At 63.5% G+C, this 20,343-nt stretch carries 16 protein-coding genes; 9 read left to right on the forward strand and 7 right to left on the reverse strand.

From position 1 onward, the window contains the following. The coding region (locus ABI546_RS18225) for a group II truncated hemoglobin (protein WP_348048831.1) at positions 1 to 457 on the reverse strand (457 nt) is incomplete at its 3' end. A gap of 199 nt (positions 458 to 656) precedes the next feature. Between ABI546_RS18225 and ABI546_RS18230 the strand changes: the two genes are divergently transcribed. Further along, on the forward strand, positions 657 to 1,256 hold the full coding sequence (locus ABI546_RS18230; protein WP_348048833.1) for an ATP-binding cassette domain-containing protein: 600 nt from the start codon (positions 657 to 659) through the stop codon (positions 1,254 to 1,256). A 22-nt stretch (positions 1,257 to 1,278) separates the two neighbouring features. Here ABI546_RS18230 and ABI546_RS18235 read toward each other — a convergent pair whose 3' ends face one another. The 5 genes from ABI546_RS18235 to ABI546_RS18255 form a co-directional block, all read right to left on the reverse strand. Continuing rightward, positions 1,279 to 1,881 (reverse strand): tRNA-uridine aminocarboxypropyltransferase, encoded by a 603-nt coding sequence (locus tag ABI546_RS18235; RefSeq protein WP_348048835.1) that lies wholly within the window; start codon positions 1,879 to 1,881, stop codon positions 1,279 to 1,281. Between the two features lie 9 nt (positions 1,882 to 1,890). Continuing rightward, positions 1,891 to 2,670, reverse strand: a complete 780-nt coding sequence (locus ABI546_RS18240) for a TerC family protein (protein WP_348048837.1) — start codon at positions 2,668 to 2,670, stop codon at positions 1,891 to 1,893. A 254-nt stretch (positions 2,671 to 2,924) separates the two neighbouring features. After that, positions 2,925 to 4,091 carry an AI-2E family transporter gene (locus ABI546_RS18245; protein WP_348048839.1) on the reverse strand — a complete coding sequence of 389 codons (1,167 nt, stop codon included), beginning with the start codon at positions 4,089 to 4,091 and terminating at the stop codon, positions 2,925 to 2,927. A 214-nt stretch (positions 4,092 to 4,305) separates the two neighbouring features. Beyond that, entirely contained in the window at positions 4,306 to 5,046 is a 741-nt protein-coding gene (locus ABI546_RS18250; protein WP_348048841.1) for a LytTR family DNA-binding domain-containing protein, read from the reverse strand. Then, positions 5,043 to 6,104: a histidine kinase gene (locus ABI546_RS18255; protein WP_348048843.1), complete on the reverse strand. Its 1,062-nt coding sequence runs from the start codon at positions 6,102 to 6,104 to the stop codon at positions 5,043 to 5,045. Before ABI546_RS18255 ends, ABI546_RS18250 begins: the two co-directional genes overlap by 4 nt. A 221-nt stretch (positions 6,105 to 6,325) precedes the next feature. Between ABI546_RS18255 and argH the strand changes: the two genes are divergently transcribed. Both argH and ABI546_RS18265 read left to right on the forward strand, forming a co-directional pair. Then, entirely contained in the window at positions 6,326 to 7,735 is a 1,410-nt protein-coding gene (argH, locus tag ABI546_RS18260; protein ID WP_348048845.1) for an argininosuccinate lyase, read from the forward strand. Positions 7,736 to 7,755: 20 nt separating this feature from the next. Further along, a complete protein-coding gene (locus tag ABI546_RS18265; protein ID WP_348048847.1) occupies positions 7,756 to 9,219 on the forward strand; it encodes a rhomboid family intramembrane serine protease in 1,464 nt (487 codons plus the stop codon). An 18-nt stretch (positions 9,220 to 9,237) separates the two neighbouring features. Here the strand turns inward: ABI546_RS18265 and ABI546_RS18270 are convergent, their stop codons facing one another. Beyond that, entirely contained in the window at positions 9,238 to 10,530 is a 1,293-nt protein-coding gene (locus ABI546_RS18270) for a hypothetical protein (protein ID WP_348048849.1), read from the reverse strand. A gap of 259 nt (positions 10,531 to 10,789) precedes the next feature. Here ABI546_RS18270 and ABI546_RS18275 point away from each other — a divergent pair, with 259 nt between their 5' ends. The 6 genes from ABI546_RS18275 to ABI546_RS18300 all read left to right on the forward strand — a co-directional run. Then, positions 10,790 to 11,449: a response regulator gene (locus ABI546_RS18275; protein ID WP_348048851.1), complete on the forward strand. Its 660-nt coding sequence runs from the start codon at positions 10,790 to 10,792 to the stop codon at positions 11,447 to 11,449. Positions 11,450 to 11,655: 206 nt separating this feature from the next. After that, positions 11,656 to 13,038: an ATP-binding protein gene (locus tag ABI546_RS18280; RefSeq protein WP_348048853.1), complete on the forward strand. Its 1,383-nt coding sequence runs from the start codon at positions 11,656 to 11,658 to the stop codon at positions 13,036 to 13,038. A gap of 194 nt (positions 13,039 to 13,232) precedes the next feature. Next, a complete protein-coding gene (locus ABI546_RS18285) occupies positions 13,233 to 14,738 on the forward strand; it encodes a DegQ family serine endoprotease (protein WP_348048855.1) in 1,506 nt (501 codons plus the stop codon). Between the two features lie 171 nt (positions 14,739 to 14,909). After that, the gene (locus tag ABI546_RS18290) at positions 14,910 to 15,755 is read left to right on the forward strand and encodes a YhjD/YihY/BrkB family envelope integrity protein (RefSeq protein ID WP_348048856.1); all 846 of its coding nucleotides are present in this window, start codon (positions 14,910 to 14,912) and stop codon (positions 15,753 to 15,755) included. Between the two features lie 54 nt (positions 15,756 to 15,809). Beyond that, positions 15,810 to 15,950, forward strand: coding sequence for a hypothetical protein (locus ABI546_RS18295; RefSeq protein WP_348048857.1), 141 nt, complete (start codon positions 15,810 to 15,812; stop codon positions 15,948 to 15,950). Positions 15,951 to 16,298: 348 nt separating this feature from the next. Beyond that, positions 16,299 to 20,343, forward strand: a 4,045-nt coding sequence (locus tag ABI546_RS18300; protein ID WP_348048859.1) for an MG2 domain-containing protein, incomplete at its 3' end; no start/stop codon positions are given.

The raw sequence follows: 20,343 nt of genomic DNA on the forward strand, positions 1-20,343 counted from the left end.
GCCCTTTGACCTCACCCCAGCCCCATCGCGGCATGGGCGCATTGGCGTCCACCGTGGCGCCCGGTTGCGAATTGATGATGGCCAACCGTGAGCCCCACTCCAGATACCCCACCAGCGCCGACCTGAACTCAGGGTCGTCAGGCATGCCCAGTTCGTCTGCGGTTTCAAGCAGCAAGCCAACCCAGCGGCGGCGCTGTTCCTGCACCAGATGCCGGTTGAGGTGCTGCCGGATCATGTGCGGATGACCGCCGTGTTGTTCCGAATAGGTCGTCGGCCCACCCAGCACCTCACCCAGGAATGCCGCAACATGGGCCGGGTGGCTGTCATCCATGTGCGCGAACACCGGCCCCAGCAAGACATCTTTCTTCACGTGTTCATAAAAGCGCTTGGTCAATCGGGTCAGGGCGTCTATGCCGCCTACCCATTCGTACAAACTTGGAATGTTGCGGTCTGTCATGGCGATGCCTTTGCAGATTTGATGAGGTGGTGCCTCAAAAAAAGCAGATTACCATTACATCGGTTCTCACATCACGACTTGCATGGATTTGGCAAGCCGAGAAATGACTTCCGTTTACCCAGGCGCGGAGCGCCTATGACCACCTTCACAATCCTCGGGCTATCCCATCGCACACCCCGCCGTACTCACCATTGAGGGCTTGTCGTTTCGCTACCCCAACCCCCAGGTCGAAATTCTCGCCAACTGGTCCGGTGAAATTCCACCGGGCGTCACGCTGGTGCAAGGCGGCGACGGACGCGGGAAAAGCACCCTGCTCCGCCTGCTGGCGGGCGCCTTGCCGGCCGATGCGGGGCAGCTTCGGATCAACGGCGTAGCCTTGAAAGAGCAGCCCGACATATACCGCCGGCAGCTGTTCTGGATGGAACCGCGCGCCGACACTTTTGACCAGCTCACGCCGCCGCAGTATTTCGAATCTATTCGCAGCCGGTACCCGGGTTTCAATGCAGCTTCGATCTCCTCACTGGTCGAAGGTCTGGGCCTGGATGAACACCTGCACAAGCAGCTCTTCATGCTGTCCACTGGCTCCAAACGCAAAGTCTGGTTGGCGGCGGCGTTTGCGTCAGGCGCTGCGGTGTTGCTGCTGGACGAACCCTTCGCCGCATTGGATGCGCCTTCGATTGCCTTTGTCAAAGAGCGGCTTCAAGCCATTTCAGCCCATGCGGGCCGGGCCGCCGTGATAGCGGACTATGCGGCGCCCAGCGGTGTGACGCTGGCCGGCATGATCGACCTGGGCGACTGAACATCCCGCAACGCCGGCTGTGCTACGTCGGCACAAAAGCCAGCTGCCGCGCCACAAATCCGTCAAACGCCTTGAGCAGCGGCTGGTATTTTTCAGCGTTGCCTTCGAGTTGCGCCAGCGCTGCACAGCTTGCCTCCAGCGTTGACAGCTGCCCCGGCTTGTGGGCTTTGCGGATCAGGTAATTCGACAACGGCGCATCGGCCAGCGACAGGCGTGGCAGCCGCCGCAGCAAGGGGTTGAGATGCAGCATCTTGCGGCTCTTGCGCCATGTGCCGTCCAGCACCACCAACTGAACGCGCGAGGAGTCTTGCAGCCGCGCGCGGTCCAGGCCCGGCGTCTCATCCTCCGGCGTTGGCGGATACAGGAGCACGGTGTACTTCGACTCCCCTTGTACATCGTTCATCGCCGCCTGCAAGGCGCTCTCTTCAAAGGTTTCCCCGATCAGCATCCGGCTGCGCGGCAGGCTCAGGTGCAGCAGGCGGGCGCTGTTCTTGGCATGGTCGACCTCCAGCGTGTGCTGAAGGATCAGAACTTCGGCCTCATGCGGCGTCGGCGTAATCCATGCGCAAATGCATACGCTTTGTGGGCGAAGGCAGGCAGCGCAGTGCAGGCGCGTCAACGTCACGACTCGGCGTCAAGACTTGCCGCCGCCAGCAGCGCCAGCCTCATCGTCGTTGGCGTAGGCGTTCCTCAAATGCACCGGTTTACCGCTCTTGCGCCGCATGCGGATGTTGAGCATCTCGACCGTCACGGAGAAGGCCATGGCAAAGTACACATAGCCCTTAGGCACATGGTGGTCCAGGCCCTCGGCGATGAGCACCACACCCACCACGACGAGGAAAGAAAGTGCCAGCACCTTGATGGTCGGGTGGGTGGACACGAAGCGGCCGATAGCCGGCGCGAACAGCATCATGAGGCCCACAGAGGCGATGACCGCGGCAATCATGACCGGCAGGCTGTCGACCATGCCGACCGCAGTGATGATGGAGTCCAGCGAAAACACCATGTCCACAATCATGATCTGAATGATCACCGCCGCAAAAGTGGCCTTGACCGCGCTGGAAGCATGCCCTTCCTCGCCCTCCATCGACTGGTGGATTTCACCGGTGCTCTTCCAGATCAGGAACAGCCCCCCGGCAATCAGGATCAGGTCGCGCCCCGAGATTTCCTGCTTCAAGACGGTAAACAGCGGCTCCACCAGCCCGATGATCCACGACAGCACCAACAGCAGCCCGATACGCATGAACATCGCCATGAACAATCCCAGGCGACGGGCCAGCTCCTGCTTCTCCTTTGGCAGCTTGTCGACGAGGATGGAGATGAAGATGATGTTGTCGATCCCCAGCACCAGCTCCAGCGCGGTGAGCGTGGCAAAAGCAATCCACATTTGCGGATCGGTCAGCAGTTCCATCATGGCATTTCCTCTTCATTAACGCGGTTGGATCATTAAAACGGCTACCAAGGGTTTATACCAGCAGGGTCATGCAACCGGCTTCGCCGGGGCACGGGCGCAGCGTCCCCTCGGGGGCAGGAAGCGACACGCAGTGCGACCGTGGGGCCATCTCCACACCAGCAGGGGCCGCGGGACTGGCTTTGCCAGACCGCAGGCGCAGCGGCCCCCTCGGGGGGCAGGGAGCGACACGCAGTGCGCGACCATGGGGGCCCTATCTACGACCCGAGCAACTCACCAATCGGCTTGAGGTCATCGATGCGGTCGCAAATCGATTTGACAATCATCAGGATCGGAATGCCGAGAAGCAGCCCCCACACGCCCCAGAGCCAGCCCCAGGCCAGCAGGCCGACAAACACCGCGACCGGACTCATGCGGCTGGCACGGCTGGTAAGCCATGGCGTCAGCAGGTTGCCCACCACGGTGTGAATGGCCAGCGAGGCGCCGCCGACGGCCAGCGCCATGTTGAGCGAACCAAACTGCATAAAGGCCACCAGGGCCGAGCCCGCCGCCGTGACCAGAGAGCCTACATAGGGAATCAGGTTCAGCACGGCCGCCGCAACGCCCCACACGGCCGGGTTTTCCAGCCGCAACGCCCACAGCGCCAGCCAGGTCAGAACACCCACCAGTGCGCTGGTCAGCAACTGCACCTGCAGGTAGCGCTGAATCTGGTCGGTGATCTCATTGAGAGCCTGCAGCGTGATTTTCTTGCTGCTGATGCTGGAGCCCGCCAGCTTGATCAGCTTGCGCCGGAAGTTGTCTCCCGATAGCATCAAAAAGTAAGTGAAAAAAATCACCACGGTAGCCTGGCCGATCAAGGCGATCAGCCCGATGGTGCCCGACCAAAGATAGTGCTTGATGTTGAAACGCGCGGGCTCCACCACGACACGCATCACCCCACGCGCATTGCTGGTCGCCGCGCTTTCCTGCGCGGCCTGTTCAAGCTGCGCCGCCGCTTTCTGCACGGTTTCCAGGGCGCTGTCGGACTTGTTGGTGCGCACCTTCACGGCCTGGCGAAACTTCTGCGCGGCCGCCGGAAGCGCCTCCAGCAGCTGCGTCGCTTCATCGCTGAGCGAGTAGGCCGTGGTGCCAATGCCGCCCACGATCGTCAGCAGCAGAACGGCGGCACTGAGCCAGCGTGGAACGCGCTTTGTTTCGAACCAGTTGACCACCGGCGAAAACGCGTAGCTGAACAGCACGCCCAGCATCACGGGAATAAAAACGGCCTTGGCCCAGTGCAGCACAAACACACAGGCAAGACCCGCCAGCACCACCAGCGACATGCTGCGAATGTCGACGGGAACCTGCACATGCAGCCGGTCAGGGTCGCCCGGCGCCGCTGGCGGTTCCGCGCGCGTCACATGCTCTGCATGTTCTTCTGTCATGGTCCCCTCGTCTCTTTGTCGTCTCTGTTTTTGCACCCAGCGTGCACAGCAAGCCGCGCCCGATTTTGGGGCGGCACCTAGGTATTGCAACCGAGCCGGCCCGGAAAATCTGTAGGACGCTTTCGCTGGAACGGCTACCAGTCAGGCCGTTTGCACCGCGTTGGCTCGCCGGGTCTGCGGGGTTTTCATAGTGGCTCCGAAGGGAGCGGCGAAATCAGGCCGCGATGGCTTCACGAACGGCACTGAGCTGGCGCCTGGACACGGCAAGCAGTTCATCGATGCCGTTAAGGCGCACAGCCCAGCCTTCTCCTTCTTCAGGGTCGAAATGCTTTTCCAGCGCGCGCACGGCGCGCCGCGCAATCAGTGCGTTGCGGTGGATGCGCATGAAACGCGCAGCGTGCCGCTCTTCCAGCTCACTCAAGGAACCGTCGAGGATGTAGCTGCGGGTTGCGGTACGCACGGTGATGTATTTGAGTTCGGCCTTGAAGTACAGCACCTCGGCCAGCGGCACACGCTCGGTGCGGCCCCGGTCCTGAATGATGAGGGTTTCTTCAGCGGTATCCGTGCCAGGCGTTCGGGCCGATTGGCTGAGGCGCTCCACTTTTTGCAGGGCTTGTTGCAGGCGTTCCAGGCGCACGGGCTTGGTGAGGTAGTCGACAGCTTCCAGCTCGAAGGCCTGCACGGCGTGTTCGGAATGGGCCGTGACAAACACCAGGGCGGGCGGCTGCGCAAGCGACGCGATGGTGCGCGCCAGCGCCATGCCGTCCACACCCGGCATGCGGATGTCGAGCAGCACCGCGTCGAAAGATTCGCGCTGCAGGGCTTTCATGGCCTGCACGGCATCGGCCGCTTCGGCGGCGGCTTCCGCAGCCGGTGCGGTGCAGTCGCCCAGCAGGGTCCGCAGGCGCGAACGCGCCAGCGCTTCATCGTCAACCACCAGTACCTTGAGCGTCATGCAGGGATCTCCAGCCGAACCTGAAAAATGCCGTCTTTGAAAACGGTCTTGAATTTTGCCTCGACATCATGCAGCAAGGCCAGGCGCTCCCGCACATTGGCCAGCGCCAGCCCGTGGCCACGCTCGCCGGCGCCCGAGGGCGTGGAGTTGGTCACCTTGATGACCACCGTGCTGCCGCGTCGCAGGGTGGATATCTTGACCTGGGCACCAGTGGCGCTGGGCTCCACGCCGTGCCTGACGGCGTTTTCCACCAGCGGCTGCAGCAACAGCGGCGGCAGCTTGGCCTGGTCCGCATTGGCATCCAGGCTCCACTGCACCTGCAGCCGCTCACCGAAGCGGATTTGCTCGATGGCGAGGTAACGCTGCGCCAGCGCAATTTCCTGCCCGAGCGTCACGGATTCCGCCGGGTCGGCCAGCGCGTGGCGAAAGAGCTCGCTCAGGTCTTCCAGCACCGCCTCGGCCTTGGCGGGCTCGGCCCGCACCAGCGCAATGGCGCTGTTGAGCGTGTTGAAAAGAAAATGGGGGCGAATGCGCGACTGCAGCTCGGCCAGGCGCGCCGCCGTGGCGGCCGGCGTACGGGCTTTGGCCCGCCAGAACAGCCCCGCCAGCATCAGCGCCGACAGCAAGGCGCCTGCGGCGGCGCTAGCCCACCAGGGGACGGGCTGCAGCAGCCCGAGCAAGGCCAGCAGGCCACAACCGTACAAGCCCGACACCGCGCCCAGCGCGATACCGGCGGCCCACTGGCGGGATGGCCCCAGCCTGTTCAAGCGCTCCTTCAGCCCGCACACCGCGATCAGCCAGGCCAGCGTCGCCGGCAGCACACCGCCCGTGAGCAGCGAAAAACTCAGCAACCAGTCCAGGGGTTCGCGTGCGCCGAACATCACGCACACGCCGGTCACCGCCTCCACAAACAGCACGGCACGCAACACCACACCCACATGGCAAGCATCGAACATGTTCGTACGTGACGACGCGGGCGGGGCCTCCTGGTCGCCCGGAATAAAGCTGCCCAGCAATGTGGATTCACCGAAGTTCTTCAGGTCAGGCACGGGCTTCATGAGGTCAGGGTTCTTGGTGTCGTGGAAACGGACAGTTGGGGCCGGTACAGCGGGTTTCCCGTCGGACCCGGCACGCAGATAAAATCTCAGGCAGAGTATTGCACCGCCCGGAGCCGTTCGGCCATGGGTAAACACTATTTAGGCCCGGCCGGCTGCGCAACGCCAGAAATGGCGTGCTTTACCCACAGGCGGCCAGCGACAGCCCCAAAGAAAGCCCCGACGTGAACCAATTCGACAAAAAGTCCCAAGCCTGGTCTGCCCTTTTTTCCGAGCCCATGAGCGACCTGGTCAAGCGCTACACGTCCAGTGTTTTCTTTGACAAGCGCCTCTGGCAGGCCGACATTGCCGGGTCCCTGGCCCATGCCGAAATGCTGGCCGCGCAAAAAATCATTGCCGCTGCCGACCTTGCCGACATCCAGAAGGGCATGGCCCAAATCACCAGCGAGATCGACTCCGGCGCCTTTGAATGGAAACTGGACCTCGAAGACGTGCACCTCAACATCGAGGCACGCCTGACCCAGCTGGTGGGCGACGCAGGCAAGCGCCTGCACACCGGCCGCAGCCGCAACGACCAGGTGGCCACCGATGTGCGCCTCTGGCTGCGCAGCGAAATCGACCTGGTAGGCGGGCTGCTCACCGACCTGCAAAAGGCCCTGGTCGACCTCGCCGAAAAGAACGTCGAAGTCATCCTGCCGGGATTCACGCATCTGCAGGTGGCCCAGCCGGTGAGTTTTGGTCATCACATGCTGGCGTATGTGGAAATGTTCAGCCGCGACGCCGAGCGCATGCAGGAAATCAGGAAACGTGTAAACCGCTTGCCGCTGGGCGCTGCCGCTCTGGCCGGCACCAGCTACCCGCTGGACCGCGAACGCGTGGCCAAGACACTGGGCATGGTCGATGAAAACGGCAACCCGCAGGTGTGCCAGAACAGTCTGGACGCGGTGAGCGACCGCGATTTCGCGATAGAGTTCACCGCTGCGGCGTCGCTCGCCATGGTGCACATCAGCCGCATGAGCGAAGAGCTGATTTTGTGGATGAGCCAGAACTTCAGCTTCATCCATATTCCCGACCGCTTCACCACCGGCTCGTCCATCATGCCGCAGAAGAAAAACCCCGACGTGCCCGAACTCGCACGCGGCAAGACCGGCCGCGTGGTCGGCCACCTGATGGGACTGATCACGCTGATGAAGGGCCAACCCCTGGCCTACAACAAGGACAACCAGGAAGACAAAGAACCGCTGTTCGACACTGTCGACACGCTCAAAGACACGCTGCGCATTTTTGCCGAGATGGTGGCCGGCATCACAGTCAAGCCCGAGGCCATGGAAAAAGCCGCGCTACGCGGCTACGCCACCGCCACCGACCTGGCCGACTACCTGGTGAAAAAAGGCCTGCCTTTCCGCGACGCGCACGAAACCGTGGCCCACGCCGTCAAGGCCGCCACCACGCACGCGGTGGACTTGTCTGAATTGCCGCTGGCCGTGCTGCAGGAGTTCAACCCCAGCATCGAAAAAGACGTGTATGACTGCTTGAGCTTGCGCGGCTCTCTCAATGCCCGCAATGTTCTGGGCGGCACGGCGCCGGCCCAGGTAAAAGCGCAGATCGCCAGGCACCGCGCGCGCCTGGCCTAAGCTGAAGCACCGGCGGAAAGATGTTTTACGCCATTCCGCTGGAAAACCGGCCGACCTGGCGCAACCCGCCGTGGCTGACGATTCTGCTGATCCTCGTGAACATGGCGGTGTTCTGGGGCCCGCAGCGCGCCGAAGAAAATGCGCAGAAAAAGGCTGCGACGTTCTATCTTTCGAGCAGCCTGCCGGCGCTGGAACTGCCGGCCTTCGTCGGCTGGCTTGAGGAGACCGGTTCCCCGAGGGCGCCGGCGGCCAGGCGCATGCTCGTGCAGCGCCGCTATGGCGCACTGCTGGACGGCCTGGAATACGAAAAGCGCTTCCTGGCGCGCTTGCACGGCGGCCTCGTCATCCAGCCCGGGCATGCGAGCCATCAACAATGGGAGCAAGACCGGCACCGGTACGAAGCCTTGCAGCCGACCCCGTTCACCGCTCACTGGGCCCAGGACAACACGAAGGACGCGCCATTTCGCCCCGTGACCTGGATCACCGCGGCCTTTCTGCATGCCGACATCAGCCACCTGATCGGCAACATGGTGTTCCTGTTCCTCTTTGGTTTTTCCGTCGAACTCGCGCTGGGCCGCGGCCTTTACCTGGCCTTTTACCTCGCAGGCGCGCTGGGTGCGTCGTTGCTGGCGGGCTGGGCCTATGCCGGGCAAGGCGGTTATGGCCTGGGCGCTTCCGGTGCGATCTCCGCCCTGATGGGCATGTATGCCGTGATGTACCGCCTGCGCCGCATTCGGTTTTTTTACCAGCTGTTTTTCTATTTCAACTACGTCACGGCGCCCGCGCTGCTGTTGCTGCCGGCCTGGATCGCCAACGAGCTGCTGCAGCATGTGATCGGCGGCAAGGGTGTGGCCTATATGGCGCATCTGGGCGGGTTGATCACGGGCGCGCTCCTGATGGCGGCAGCCATGCACTGGCGCAAACTCACGCCGCCGGTGACCGCCGAGCGGGTCGACGAGGGCTTCGGGCGGCATGTTGCCGAGGCGAAACGGCTGGCGGGCGAAATGAAATTCGATGCTGCCTGCATGCAATGGCGTGCCGCCGCGAAACTGCGGCCCACCGACAGTGAAGTGCTGCGCGCCTGGTTTAACACCGCGCGGCTGCAGCCGGCCAGCGAAGACTTCCACAGTGCCGCACACCGCATCTTCCGCCTCGCGCCCAGTGACGACGCGACGCTGGAGCTGCAGCATGCCAGCTACCGGACTTACCTCGACCAGGCCAAACCCGGCGCGCGGCTCAAACCCGATGACATGGCACGGCTGGCACGCCGTTTCTCGCGCGCGCGCCAGTTCGACGACGCCGACAAACTGTGCCGCGCCCTGCTCAAGAGCGCACCGGAGCATTCGGGACTCGCCGACACGCTGGGCGTCTGCGCGCAGGGCTGGTTGCGTGCGGGGCAGCGTGAGCGCGCCCTGTACTGGCTGCCGCACCTGCAGCGACTCGCACCCAACGACATGGCCACACGCGCACTCGCGCAAGCCTGAACCGCCGCTCCAGCCTCTTCAGGCGGTCGGCTGGTCGCGCAGCAACCACCGCACCTCGCGCGTCGGCTCGCTGTCGGGGTAGCGCTCCTCCAGCATGGTCAGCACCGGTCGGGCCAGGTCGGCCCGGTGCATGCCCTGAGTCAGCGCCCGCGCGATGAGCTCGTAGGCTTGCGGGATCGCGGCATGGCCGCGAAACCGCTTGTCGAAGCTGCGCAGCACCGCAAGCGTTGTCTGGGCATCGCCGGCGCGCCAGGCGGCACGGGCCAGAGCCAGTGTTTGCCCAGCATCCTCGAGGACAAACGCCGGCTCACGGGCACGGCAGTCCTGCCAGGCCTTGACCGCCTCGGCCCCCAGCTCCCGCTGCAGCAACAGTGCGATAAAACGCTTCGCGTGATCAAGCAGCGTCGGCGTTTTGTCTGTCATCAGCAACACGCGGTAATAGCGCCGCAGCGCGGCGATGTCGTCGGGCCGCATACGTTGGTCTTCGTAAGCGATATTCAGCGCGGCGGGAATGTCACCGTCGGTTACCAGTTCGGCGACCAGCGCGTCGGTTTCCTGGCGCGCGATCTGTTCGGGGCTGCGGCGCTCGACCGGCGCATCGTCCGCGCCGGCACCCGGCAGCAGATCGATGTCAAGCCCTTCATGGTGCTGGTACATCACGTAACCCAGCAGGCTGGCCATGACCCAACCGAAGTAGATGAAAGCAAAATTGAACAGCGGCACCAGCAACCAGAGTTTGACCAGTGGCAACAGCAGCGCCAGCGCGACCTGCGCGCCGCTGCTCAGCAGGAACAGAAACAGGCACAGCGCGAGATAAGGCGCGCCGATGATGCGCACGACGCCCCAGATCGCGGCCGGGTTCAGCGAACGCATCGCGCTGCCAGACTGCACCAGGACAATGACGGTCGCCGGAAACAGGAAGGACAGCACGAAAGTCGCGGCCGTGGCGAGCTTGCTGTTGACCGACGCCACGAGGCCCAGAACGATAGCTTGCACGACGAAGACGCCGAACAGTTTCCAGGGAAGGCTGCTCCACTCGTCTTCAAGCCGCGACGGAAAGTCGCTGGCGCGCGCAATGCCGCGCGAGCCGAGCACTGCGACCTTGAAGCCATACCGGCTTGCGGCCAGCAGGATGCCAAGCTCGACAATCACCCACATGAACGCCCGCGGGAGGAAGAAGAACACCTCCGGCAAAAGGCTGCAGAACGCCAGGCACAGGCCATAGACCAAAGGCGTGGTCTGGAACGGGAATGCAAAGAATTTGTTGAGGCGGTGCCAGAACGGCTTGACCGCAGAGTTGCCGGCCGCCATGTCTAGAAAGCGCCGTATGTTGTACCGAAACGCCCCACCCGCATGAATCTTTCCATCCCGCCTCCCTGTGTTGTGCGGTAATTTTAGTGCCCCGGGGCCGCTCCGGCTCAACCCGGGGCGGCGCTTTCAGTGAGCGCTTTTTCGCCTGGGCAAGGTACGCAGGCAAAACAGCCTCCTCCCCGTGGCTTAAGGCCCGTCTAAGTCTGCCGCCGCATAATCTTGGCAAGGACCAAGCCGCTTTCCCCCTGACGAAAGAAACATGCGTTTATTGCTCGTTGAAGACGACGCCATGATCGGCGAAACCGTGCTGCAAGTGCTGCGCGCAGAGCACTACGCGGCGGACTGGGTACGCGATGGCCACATGGCCGATGAAGCCCTGCGCACCGACCACTATGACCTGGTGCTGCTGGACCTGGGCCTGCCCAAGCGTGACGGCCTGGAAGTGTTGCGTGCCCTGCGCGCCCGCCGCGACACCACGCCGGTGATGGTCGCCACCGCACGCGATGCCGTCGGCGACCGCATCGCCGGGCTCGACGCCGGCGCCGACGATTACGTCGTCAAGCCCTATGACACCGACGAGCTGCTGGCCCGCATACGCGCGCTGATACGCCGCAGCGCCGGCCGCGCCGAGCCGGCGTTTGAACACAAGGGCGTGAGCCTGAACCCAGCCACCCGCGAGGCCAGCCTGAACGGCCAGCCGGTGTCGCTGTCGGCGCGCGAGTGGGCAGTGCTTGAGCCGCTGCTAGCCCGCCCAGGCGTCGTGCTGTCGCGCGCGCAGCTTGAGGAAAAACTCTTCAGCTGGAAAGACGAGGTCAGCAGCAACGCAGTCGAGGTCTACATCCACGGCGTGCGAAAAAAACTCGGTAACGACATCATCCAGACCGTGCGTGGGCTGGGCTACCTGGTGCCCAAGCAATGAACGCCCCCAACAACAACGATCCAAACGCGACCGAACCTGAACCAAGTGGGTCCCCCTCCCCACCAGCAGGGGCCGCGGAACCGGCTTCGCCGGGCCGCAGGCGCAGCGCCCCCCCGGGGGGCAGAGAGCTACACGCAGTGAGCGAACGTGGGAGCCCTTCCTCCAGCGTGGGGGCCCATTCCTTAAGAAAACGGCTGCTCTGGTTCGTGCTGGCTGCCATCCTGCTGGCGGCCCTGTTGCAGGCGGCCACGGCCTACCGCGGTGCCTTGCAGCAGGCCGACGCCATGTTCGACGACCATTTGCAGCAGATGGCGCGCTCTTTGCGCAGCGGTATTCCGCTCATCCCCTTGGACGAGGTTGATGAAGACGATCGCTTCGAGGTGTATGTGCAAATCTGGGGCCAGGACGGCACGCAGATTTTCCGCTCCACGCGATCGGCGCTGCCGCCGCGTGCGGTGCTCGGTTTTTCGGACGTTGAAGCGCACGGCAACCGCTATCGCGTCTACACCTTGCAAACCGCACTGCAAACCGTTCAGATTGCGCAGGACCTGGATGCGCGGTCAGCGCGGGCGCGCGGGCTGGCACTGCGTGCGGTGCTGCCCTTTGCCTACCTCACGCCGCTGCTCATGCTGGCCGTCTGGTGGGTCATCAGCCGGTCTCTGGCGCCCATCGACCGCGCGCGGCGGCAAGTGGCCGGGCGCCCGGCGGATGACCTGTCCCCGCTGGCCGATGAAGGTTTGCCCGACGAGGTGCGGCCGCTGGTCGAGGAGCTCAACCTGCTGTTTGGCCGTGTACGCGGCGCCTTCGAGACGCAGCGCCATTTTGTGGCCGATGCGGCGCATGAGTTGCGCTCACCGCTGACGGCGCTCAAGCTGCAGGCACAAGCCCTTCGCCGCAATGATGAAGACCCGGCCGCGCGGGAAACCGCGATCGCCCGGTTAAACCAGGGCATTGACCGGGCGATACGGCTGGTCGAGCAGCTGCTGGTGCTGGCGCGCGAAGAAGCCGCAGGCTCCGTGGGCGCTGCATCAGCCTTACCCACCGGCGTCGATGCAACAGGGCAGGCTGCTGCCCCCCCCATTGACCTGCGAGACGTGGTGAAGCTGGCCGTGGCCGATGTGTTGCCGCACGCCGGCCACCGGCAAATTGACCTGGGCCTGGCGGGCAGCGAACCGCTGCAGCCCGTACAGGTGGCGGGCCAGAGTGATGCCTTGTGCATCCTGCTGCGCAACCTGCTGGACAACGCCGTCAAATACACGCCGGTAGCGGGGCGGGTCGATGTGTCGCTGAGTTTGCAGGATGGCCAGCCAGTGCTGACGGTGGAAGACAGCGGCCCGGGCATAGCCGCTGAAGACCGCCCTCGCGTGTTTGACCGGTTCTTCCGCGCGGCCAGCGTCACGGCCGAGGCGACCGGAACAACCGGGGCAACAGGGCCAGCGGTGTCTCCTGAAACCGGCAGCGGCCTTGGGCTGGCCATCGTCAAGGTGATTGCCGAGCGACACGGCGCGACGCTGCAGCTTGGTCACTCGGAGCGGCTCGGTGGGCTGCGCGTTGACGTCTGCTTTCCGGCGAGTACGGCCACCCCCTGACACCTTCATTGGCTATTGTTTTGATAGCTGCTTGCGCCCGTCTCTTGAGGGCTGCAGCCATTTTTTATCAAAATTTATGGCCACGCCGCCGCTTTTTTTCTGCAGCACCCGTTTTTTAAGCTTCACCTAAGGCTGCCGCCCCATAGTTGTATGCATCGGCACCGGTGTGTGCCACCAACGGAAGGAAGCCATCCATGAAATCTGAAGCATTGAAAAATACCCGGCTGGTCGCGGCACTTTTGGCCGCAGGTGCCATTGGCGGCGCCGGCGTCAGTGCACTCAACGCGGTGCATTCCGCCGCGACGGCAGCTGTTCCACCACCTGCGGTTGTCGCGGGCACTGCAGCATCCGCGCCCATGGCCCTGCCCGACTTCTCCCAGATCACAGAGCGCTATGGCCCGGCGGTGGTCAACATCAGCGTGACAGGCACGACCAAGGTACGTAATGACTCCCCACTGGCACAGGGCGATGAGGATGACGGCGCGCCTTCATCAGGCGACCCGTTCTTCGAATTCTTCAAGCGCTTCCAGCAAGGCCCGGGCGGCCCCGGTGGGCGCGGCCAGCAGGAAATGCCGACACGCGGCCAGGGTTCCGGATTCATCGTCAGCGCCGACGGCATCATCCTGACCAATGCCCACGTGGTGAAAGACGCGAAGGAAGTCAGCGTCAAACTGACCGACCGCCGCGAATTTCGCGCCAAGGTGCTGGGCGCAGACCCGAAGACCGATGTGGCTGTGCTGCGCATCGAGGCGAAGAATCTGCCCGTGGTCACGCTCGGCAAGATCAGTGAACTCAAGGTGGGCGAATGGGTGCTGGCCATCGGTTCCCCTTTCGGCTTTGAAAACACTGTGACAGCCGGTGTCGTCAGCGCCAAGGGCCGCTCGCTCCCCGATGACAGCGCCGTGCCTTTCATCCAGACCGATGTGGCCGTCAACCCCGGCAACTCTGGCGGCCCGCTTTTCAACGCGCGCGGCGAGGTCGTGGGCATCAACTCACAAATCTACACCCGCAGCGGTGGCTACCAGGGTGTGTCCTTTGCCATCCCGATTGACGTGGCGGCCAAGATCAAGAACCAGATCGTGGCCACCGGCAAAGTTGAACACGCACGCCTGGGCGTAGCGGTGCAGGAAGTCAACCAGGCCTTTGCCGACTCCTTCAGGCTCGACAAGCCCGAAGGCGCGCTGATCTCGAGCGTGGAAAAAGGCGGCCCAGCCGACAAGGCGGGCTTGCAGTCCGGCGATGTGATCCGCAACGTCAACGGCCAGCCCATCGTGTCTTCGGGCGACCTTCCTGCCCTCATCGGGCTGCTGGCGCCCGGCGACACCCTCAAGCTGGACATCTGGCGCCAGGGCTCAGCCAAGGAGATCACGGCAAAGCTGGGCAGTGCCAACGAGAAGACCGCGCAGGCCGCTGTCAAAAAGGATGGCCCCAGCCAGGGCAAGCTCGGCCTGGCCCTGCGCCCGTTGCAGCCCGACGAAAAACAGGAAGCCGGTGTCGACAACGGCTTGGTGGTGCAGCAGGCCAGTGGCCCGGCCGCCCTGGCCGGTGTACAGGCTGGCGACGTGCTGATTTCTATTAACGGCGTCCCCGTCAAAAGCATCGACCAAGTACGGGCCACCGTCGCCAAAGCCGAAAAATCCGTGGCCCTGCTGATTCAGCGCGGTGACAGCAAGATTTTTGTGCCGGTGAATTTCGGCTAAGTGAAGTACGCGGCCCTTGGCAATGCGCCGGGGGCCGGCGTGGTCTAAGGCAAACATCGTCGGCGCCTGGGTGGAAGGACTTTGTCGCGCGGATGCTGCGTGGCGCGCACCAATCCCTCCATTTCATCCAGCGCCAGGCCAAAGCCGCCTGTGAGTGGCTATATTCCCTGCATGACATCGACCAGCCGAAAGCAGGGCAGCTTTACCGGACGCCTCCTCCAGCGCGGACGGGACGAGCGCCTCCCCCAGGCAGCCGGCGGCCTGACCTTTACCCTGATGCTGTCCATGGTGCCGCTGCTTGCGGTGAGCTTTGCCCTGTTCGCGCGAATTCCTGCGTTGCATGCGGCCGGGGAAGCGATTCGTGAACACCTGCTGCGTGGTCTGCTGCCGGAGGGCATCGCCAAGACGGTGCTCAAGCACCTGGCGCAGTTCGCGGGCAATGCCAGCGGCCTCACGCTGGTGGGTTTTGCCGTGCTGCTGGTGTCGGCCCTGTCGCTGCTACTGAGCATGGAAAACACGCTCAACCGCATTTGGCAGGTGAAAAAACCGCGCCCGCTGCTGCGCCGTCTGGGCCTGTACACCGGCATGCTGCTCACCGGCCCGGTGCTCATCGGCGCCAGCCTGTGGGGCGCGTCTTATCTGGTGGCAGCCTCCAGCGGCCTGGTAGCGGCGCAACCCACCTGGCTGCTGCATACCCTGAGTCTGGGGCCTGTGGTTTTGAGTGCTGCCGGCTTCACCTGCCTGTTCCGCTTCGTTCCGTACACGGTGGTACGGTGGCGAGATGCGATCGCAGGCGGCCTGCTCGCGGGCATCGCGTTCGAGCTGGGAAAATATGGCTTTGCGATTTACCTGGCCAACGTGCCCACCTACCGCACAATCTACGGCTCCTTCGCGCCCCTGCTGGCTTTTCTGGTGTGGGTGTACTACTCATGGCTCGTCACACTGGTGGCGGCGGTGGTCAGCGCCAGCCTGCCGCGCAGCGGTGCGCAACCAGCGCGGCGGCTGTCACGCGCCTAGCGACTGACCTGTTTCTCGCCGCGGTGTCACCCCACAAGGCCTTACTATCAGGGCATGAAAACAACTTACATCTTCGGCGCCATCCTGGCTTGCAGCGTAATCGGAACATTGGTCGGCGCTCGTTCAGCCAAGACCGCGTTTCTGGTCATGTCCGGGCTGCTGTCTCTGTACGGATTGTTTCGCCTGCTGGGTTGAGCGTATTGAGAGGCTGGCCTCACGCGAAACCGCAGCCGGGCTGCCGCTATGGGTCCGCTCGCAATGATGAAAACATCCACCAGATGCACGCCACCGCCGCCAAGGCACAGAAATTCGTGGTGCTTCTGATACAGCGGCGCGGCCGCCAAAACTTTTTGTCCCGCTGAATTTCAGCTGGGCATCGTCGCACCGGGTCTTCACTTTTCGCTGGAGGCCCTCTGAAAATCACGTTAGCAGGCTCAGCCCCGCTTTTTTTGGGGGGCTTTTTGCCCGTCCCCTGGGACATTTTGTTACATCCAAATAGGCTACGCTTGGCCTCCCGAAGGAGAGGAAAACGTGAGCCCAATAATGAAGAAAGCCGCTCTGGCATTGATCGCGGCTGTCTCGCTGCATGCCCATGCCCTGCAAATCACCAGTCTTTCGCCGCAAGGCGAAATCGCCCGTGTCAGGCAAATCGTCGCCAAGTTCGACGAAGGCGCCGTCAACTTTGGCGACCCCAAGGCACCGGCCCCGCTGTCACTGAGCTGCAGCGATGCGCAGGCCACCAAAGGCTCGGGACGCTGGATCAACGAGCGCGAATGGGCGTTTGAATTTGAAAACGACCTGCCACCCGGCGTGCGCTGTTCGCTGCAGGTGGTCAGCACCTTCAAGTCGCCCAAAAGCCTGCCTGTGGCCGGCAATACGTCTTTCAAGTTCAACACCGGCGGCCCCTTCATCCAGAACCTGCGCCCAAGCACTTCCCAGCGCATTGATGAAGAACAGTACTTTGTGCTGCAGCTCAACGGCGCTGCCACATTGGCCAGCATTCGCGAAAACGTCTGGTGCCAGGTCGAGGGCCTGGGCGAGCGCGTGCCCGTCAAGCTGATCGAAGGCAAAGAGCGCGACGGTTTGCTCGAGTCCCAGGGTCTGCAGCAGGCCGCAGCCAAAGAGCCGCTGCGTTATGCCACCCTGACCTGCAACCGGCGCATGACGTCGGCCGCCAAGGTTCAGCTGGTTTATGGCAAAGGCGTCGCCACCCCCAGCGGCATCGCGAATTCGGTCGAAAAGCGCTACAACTTCCAGGTGCGCGAGCCGTTCTCAGCAAGCTTCACCTGCGAACGCGAAAACGCACAGTCGGCCTGCCTGCCCATGCGCCCGATGAGCCTGAACTTCAACGCCCCTGTGCCGCGCAAGATGGCCGAGGCAATTCGCCTGAAGGGTGATAAAGACACGTTCAAGCCAACCTTTGACTCGGACAACAGCGACGGCGACAACGTGGTCACGAGCCTGAACTTCAAGCCGATGTTTCCGGAGCAGGCCCAGTTCACGCTCGAGCTGCCAAGAAACTTCAAGGACGCATCAGACCGCACACTGCGCAACGCCGACAGTTTTCCGCTGAAAGTAGCCACCGGCCTCATGCCGCCACTGGCCAAGTTTGCTGCATCTCCATTTGGCATCGTTGAGCGCTTTGCCGAGCCCAACACCAAACCCGGCGACCCGGCCTTGTTGCCCGTCACCCTGCGCAATGTTGAAGCAGCGCTGCAGGTGAAGGGCCTGGCGCCCGCCGCCGGCAAGGTCAGTGACCTGCAGCCGCGCACCGATGCCGAGATCATTGCGTGGTTCCGCAAGGTGCAGCGCTATGACGAGTCTGAAGTATCACGCAAGACCGCCGCGGCCGATGTCAAGGGCCCGTTGCCCAAGGCGCTGGATGCGCAGGAGCGGGACTCTGTGCAATCGCGCATGGTATCGCTGCTGGGTGGCCAGCCAGGTGTTAAAACGCTGGACCTGCCTAAACCGGCGAACAACGACCCGAGGCCGTTTGAGGTCGTCGGCATTCCGTTGTCACCGGGCTTTCACGTGGTCGAAATCGCCTCGCAAAAGCTGGGCACCTCACTGCTCGATGAGCGTTACGGCAACAGCCGGACCATGTATGTACGCACCTCGGCCCTGGTAACCAACACCGGCGTGCATTTCAAGCTGGGTCGCGAAAACTCGCTGGCCTGGGTCACCACACTCGACAAGGGCACGCCAGTGGCGGGCGCCGTCGTGCGCATTTCCGGCTGTAACGGCGCCGAAGTGGCCAAGGCCGTCACCAACGCACAAGGCATCGCCAATTTCAGCGGGCTGTCGTCAGACCCACCGCGCTGCGCAGGCCAAGACTACCGCAACGCCTATTTCGTCAGCGCGCGCAGCACCACCGGCGGTACCGAAGACCTGGCCTTCACCTGGAGCGACTGGCACAAGGGGATTGAGCCCTGGCGCTTCAACGTGCCGACCAGCCGCGGCGCCATGCCTGACCAGCGTGCCCACACGATTTTCGACCGGACCTTGTTCCGTGCGGGTGAAACGGTGTCGATGAAGCACGTGCTCCGTACCGAAACCAGCAAGGGCTTTGGTCTGCCCGAGGGCACGCCGGCCACGCTCGTCGTGACGCACGTGGGCAGCGGCCAGCAATACACGCAGCCGCTGACCTGGCGCAAAACCGCCACCGGCGGCTTGAGCGCTGAAAACACCTTTGCCATTCCGCCCGCAGCCAAGCTGGGCGTGTACGAAGTGCAGCTCAAGGCCAACCGCGACAGCGGCAACGGTACGCGGGAACGCAGCTTTTCCAGCGGAGAGTTCCGCGTGGAAGAGTTCCGCCTGCCCGTACTGGAGGGGCGCATCAACCCTTCAGACAAAAAAGCCCTGGTCAACGTGAAGTCGGTCCCCACCGACGTACAGATCAACTATGTAGCCGGTGGCGGTGCCGTGAACCTGCCGGTCCGCGTGTCGGCGCTGGTGCGCCGCAAAAGCCTGAGCTACAGCGACTACGATGGTTTTAGTTTTTCACCGCCCACTGCGGCGGGCAGCCATTCAGGTGGCAACCAGGGCGAAGAAGAAAACACCTCCTCGCAAGACCAGCGAGTGATTGCCGACAAGTTGCCGCTGACGCTGGACCGCAATGGCGCGGGCAAGCTCACCATCAACGACGTCCCGACACAGAAGCAGCCGCAAGAGCTGCTGATGGAGGCCACCTACGCCGACCCGAACGGTGAAGTGCAAACCATCCGCAGCGTCTCGACCCTCTGGCCCGCCAGCGTGGTGGCAGGCATCAAGACCGAAGGTTGGGTCTCGAGCAGCCAGAAAATCAAGTTCCAGGCGCTGGCGCTGGACCTGACCGGCAAGATGGCCCCCGGCGTGTCGCTGGAGGTGAATGCCGTGGCACGCATCACCACCACCAGCCGCAAGCGCATGGTGGGAGGTTTCTACACCTACGACAACAAGACAGAGACCAAAGACCTTGGCAACGTCTGCAGCGGCAAGAGCGACTCCCGCGGGCTGCTGCTGTGCGAAACCAAACTCGGCGAACCCGGAGAGGTCGAGCTGATCGTGACGGCCAAGGACAAGGATGGCAACACCATTCAAGCGGCCAGCAACGTGTACGTCACCCGCCAGGGCGAGCTCTGGTTCGGCGGCGAAGACCATGACCGCATGGACGTGCTGCCTGAAAAGAAAAGCTACCAGCCCGGTGAGACCGCCAAGTTCCAGGTGCGCATGCCCTTTCGCTTTGCCACGGCACTGGTGGCCATCGAGCGCGAAGGCATCGTCGAAACACAGGTGGTGCAGCTCAACGGCCAGGACCCGACTGTGACCCTTCAGATCAAGGAAGGCTGGGGCCCGAATGTGTATGTGAGCGTGCTGGCCCTGCGCGGCCGCCTGCGCGAAGTGCCCTGGTACAGCTTCTTCACCTGGGGCTTCAAGGCGCCGCGCGAATGGTGGACGTCTTTCTGGTACGAGGGCCGCGAATATATAGCACCCACCGCGCTGGTGGACCTGAGCAAGCCGGCATTTCGTCTGGGCGTTGCGGAAATCCGCGTGGGCACCAAGGCGCACCAGCTGGACGTGAGCGTGAAGACCGACAAGGAAAGCTACGCCGTGCGCAGCCAGGCCAAGGTCACCATCACCGTGAAGCTGCCCAATGGCCAACCCGCCGCCAACGCCGAAGTGGCGCTGGCCGCGGTAGACCAGGCACTGCTGGAACTGATGCCCAACAACTCATGGGGCCTGCTCGAAGCGATGCTGCAGCGACGCTCCTGGGGCGTGGAGACGTCGACCGCGCAGATGGAAATCATCGGCCGCAGGCACTATGGCCGCAAGGCCGTGGCGGCGGGCGGCGGCGGCGGGCGCAGCAACACGCGCGAACTGCTCGACACCCTGCTGCTGTGGATCCCTGCCGTGCAGCTCGACGCCAACGGCCAGGCCGTGGTGACCGTGCCGCTCAATGACGCGCTGACCACCTTCAAAATCGTGGCCGTGGCCGACAGCGGCACCAACCTCTTCGGCACGGGCCAGACCAGCATCAAGGCCACGCAGGATTTGCAGATCATCAGCGGCCTGCCGCCGCTGGTGCGCGAGGACGACCAGTTCCGTGCGC

Source organism: Polaromonas sp. (assembly GCF_039932935.1).
Classification (GTDB): Bacteria; Pseudomonadota; Gammaproteobacteria; order Burkholderiales; family Burkholderiaceae_C; genus Polaromonas.

Bases quoted from the DNA above. Each gene is read 5' to 3' on its own strand.
- ABI546_RS18240 (WP_348048837.1), bottom strand. From the start codon at position 2,670: ATGATGGAACTGCTGACCGATCCGCAAATGTGGATTGCTTTTGCCACG.
- ABI546_RS18245 (WP_348048839.1), bottom strand. From the start codon at position 4,091: ATGACAGAAGAACATGCAGAGCATGTGACGCGCGCGGAACCGCCAGCG.
- ABI546_RS18250 (WP_348048841.1), bottom strand. From the start codon at position 5,046: ATGACGCTCAAGGTACTGGTGGTTGACGATGAAGCGCTGGCGCGTTCG.
- ABI546_RS18255 (WP_348048843.1), bottom strand. From the start codon at position 6,104: ATGAAGCCCGTGCCTGACCTGAAGAACTTCGGTGAATCCACATTGCTG.
- ABI546_RS18265 (WP_348048847.1), top strand. From the start codon at position 7,756: ATGTTTTACGCCATTCCGCTGGAAAACCGGCCGACCTGGCGCAACCCG.
- ABI546_RS18270 (WP_348048849.1), bottom strand. From the start codon at position 10,530: ATGGCGGCCGGCAACTCTGCGGTCAAGCCGTTCTGGCACCGCCTCAAC.
- ABI546_RS18275 (WP_348048851.1), top strand. From the start codon at position 10,790: ATGCGTTTATTGCTCGTTGAAGACGACGCCATGATCGGCGAAACCGTG.
- ABI546_RS18285 (WP_348048855.1), top strand. From the start codon at position 13,233: ATGAAATCTGAAGCATTGAAAAATACCCGGCTGGTCGCGGCACTTTTG.
- ABI546_RS18290 (WP_348048856.1), top strand. From the start codon at position 14,910: ATGACATCGACCAGCCGAAAGCAGGGCAGCTTTACCGGACGCCTCCTC.
- ABI546_RS18295 (WP_348048857.1), top strand. From the start codon at position 15,810: ATGAAAACAACTTACATCTTCGGCGCCATCCTGGCTTGCAGCGTAATC.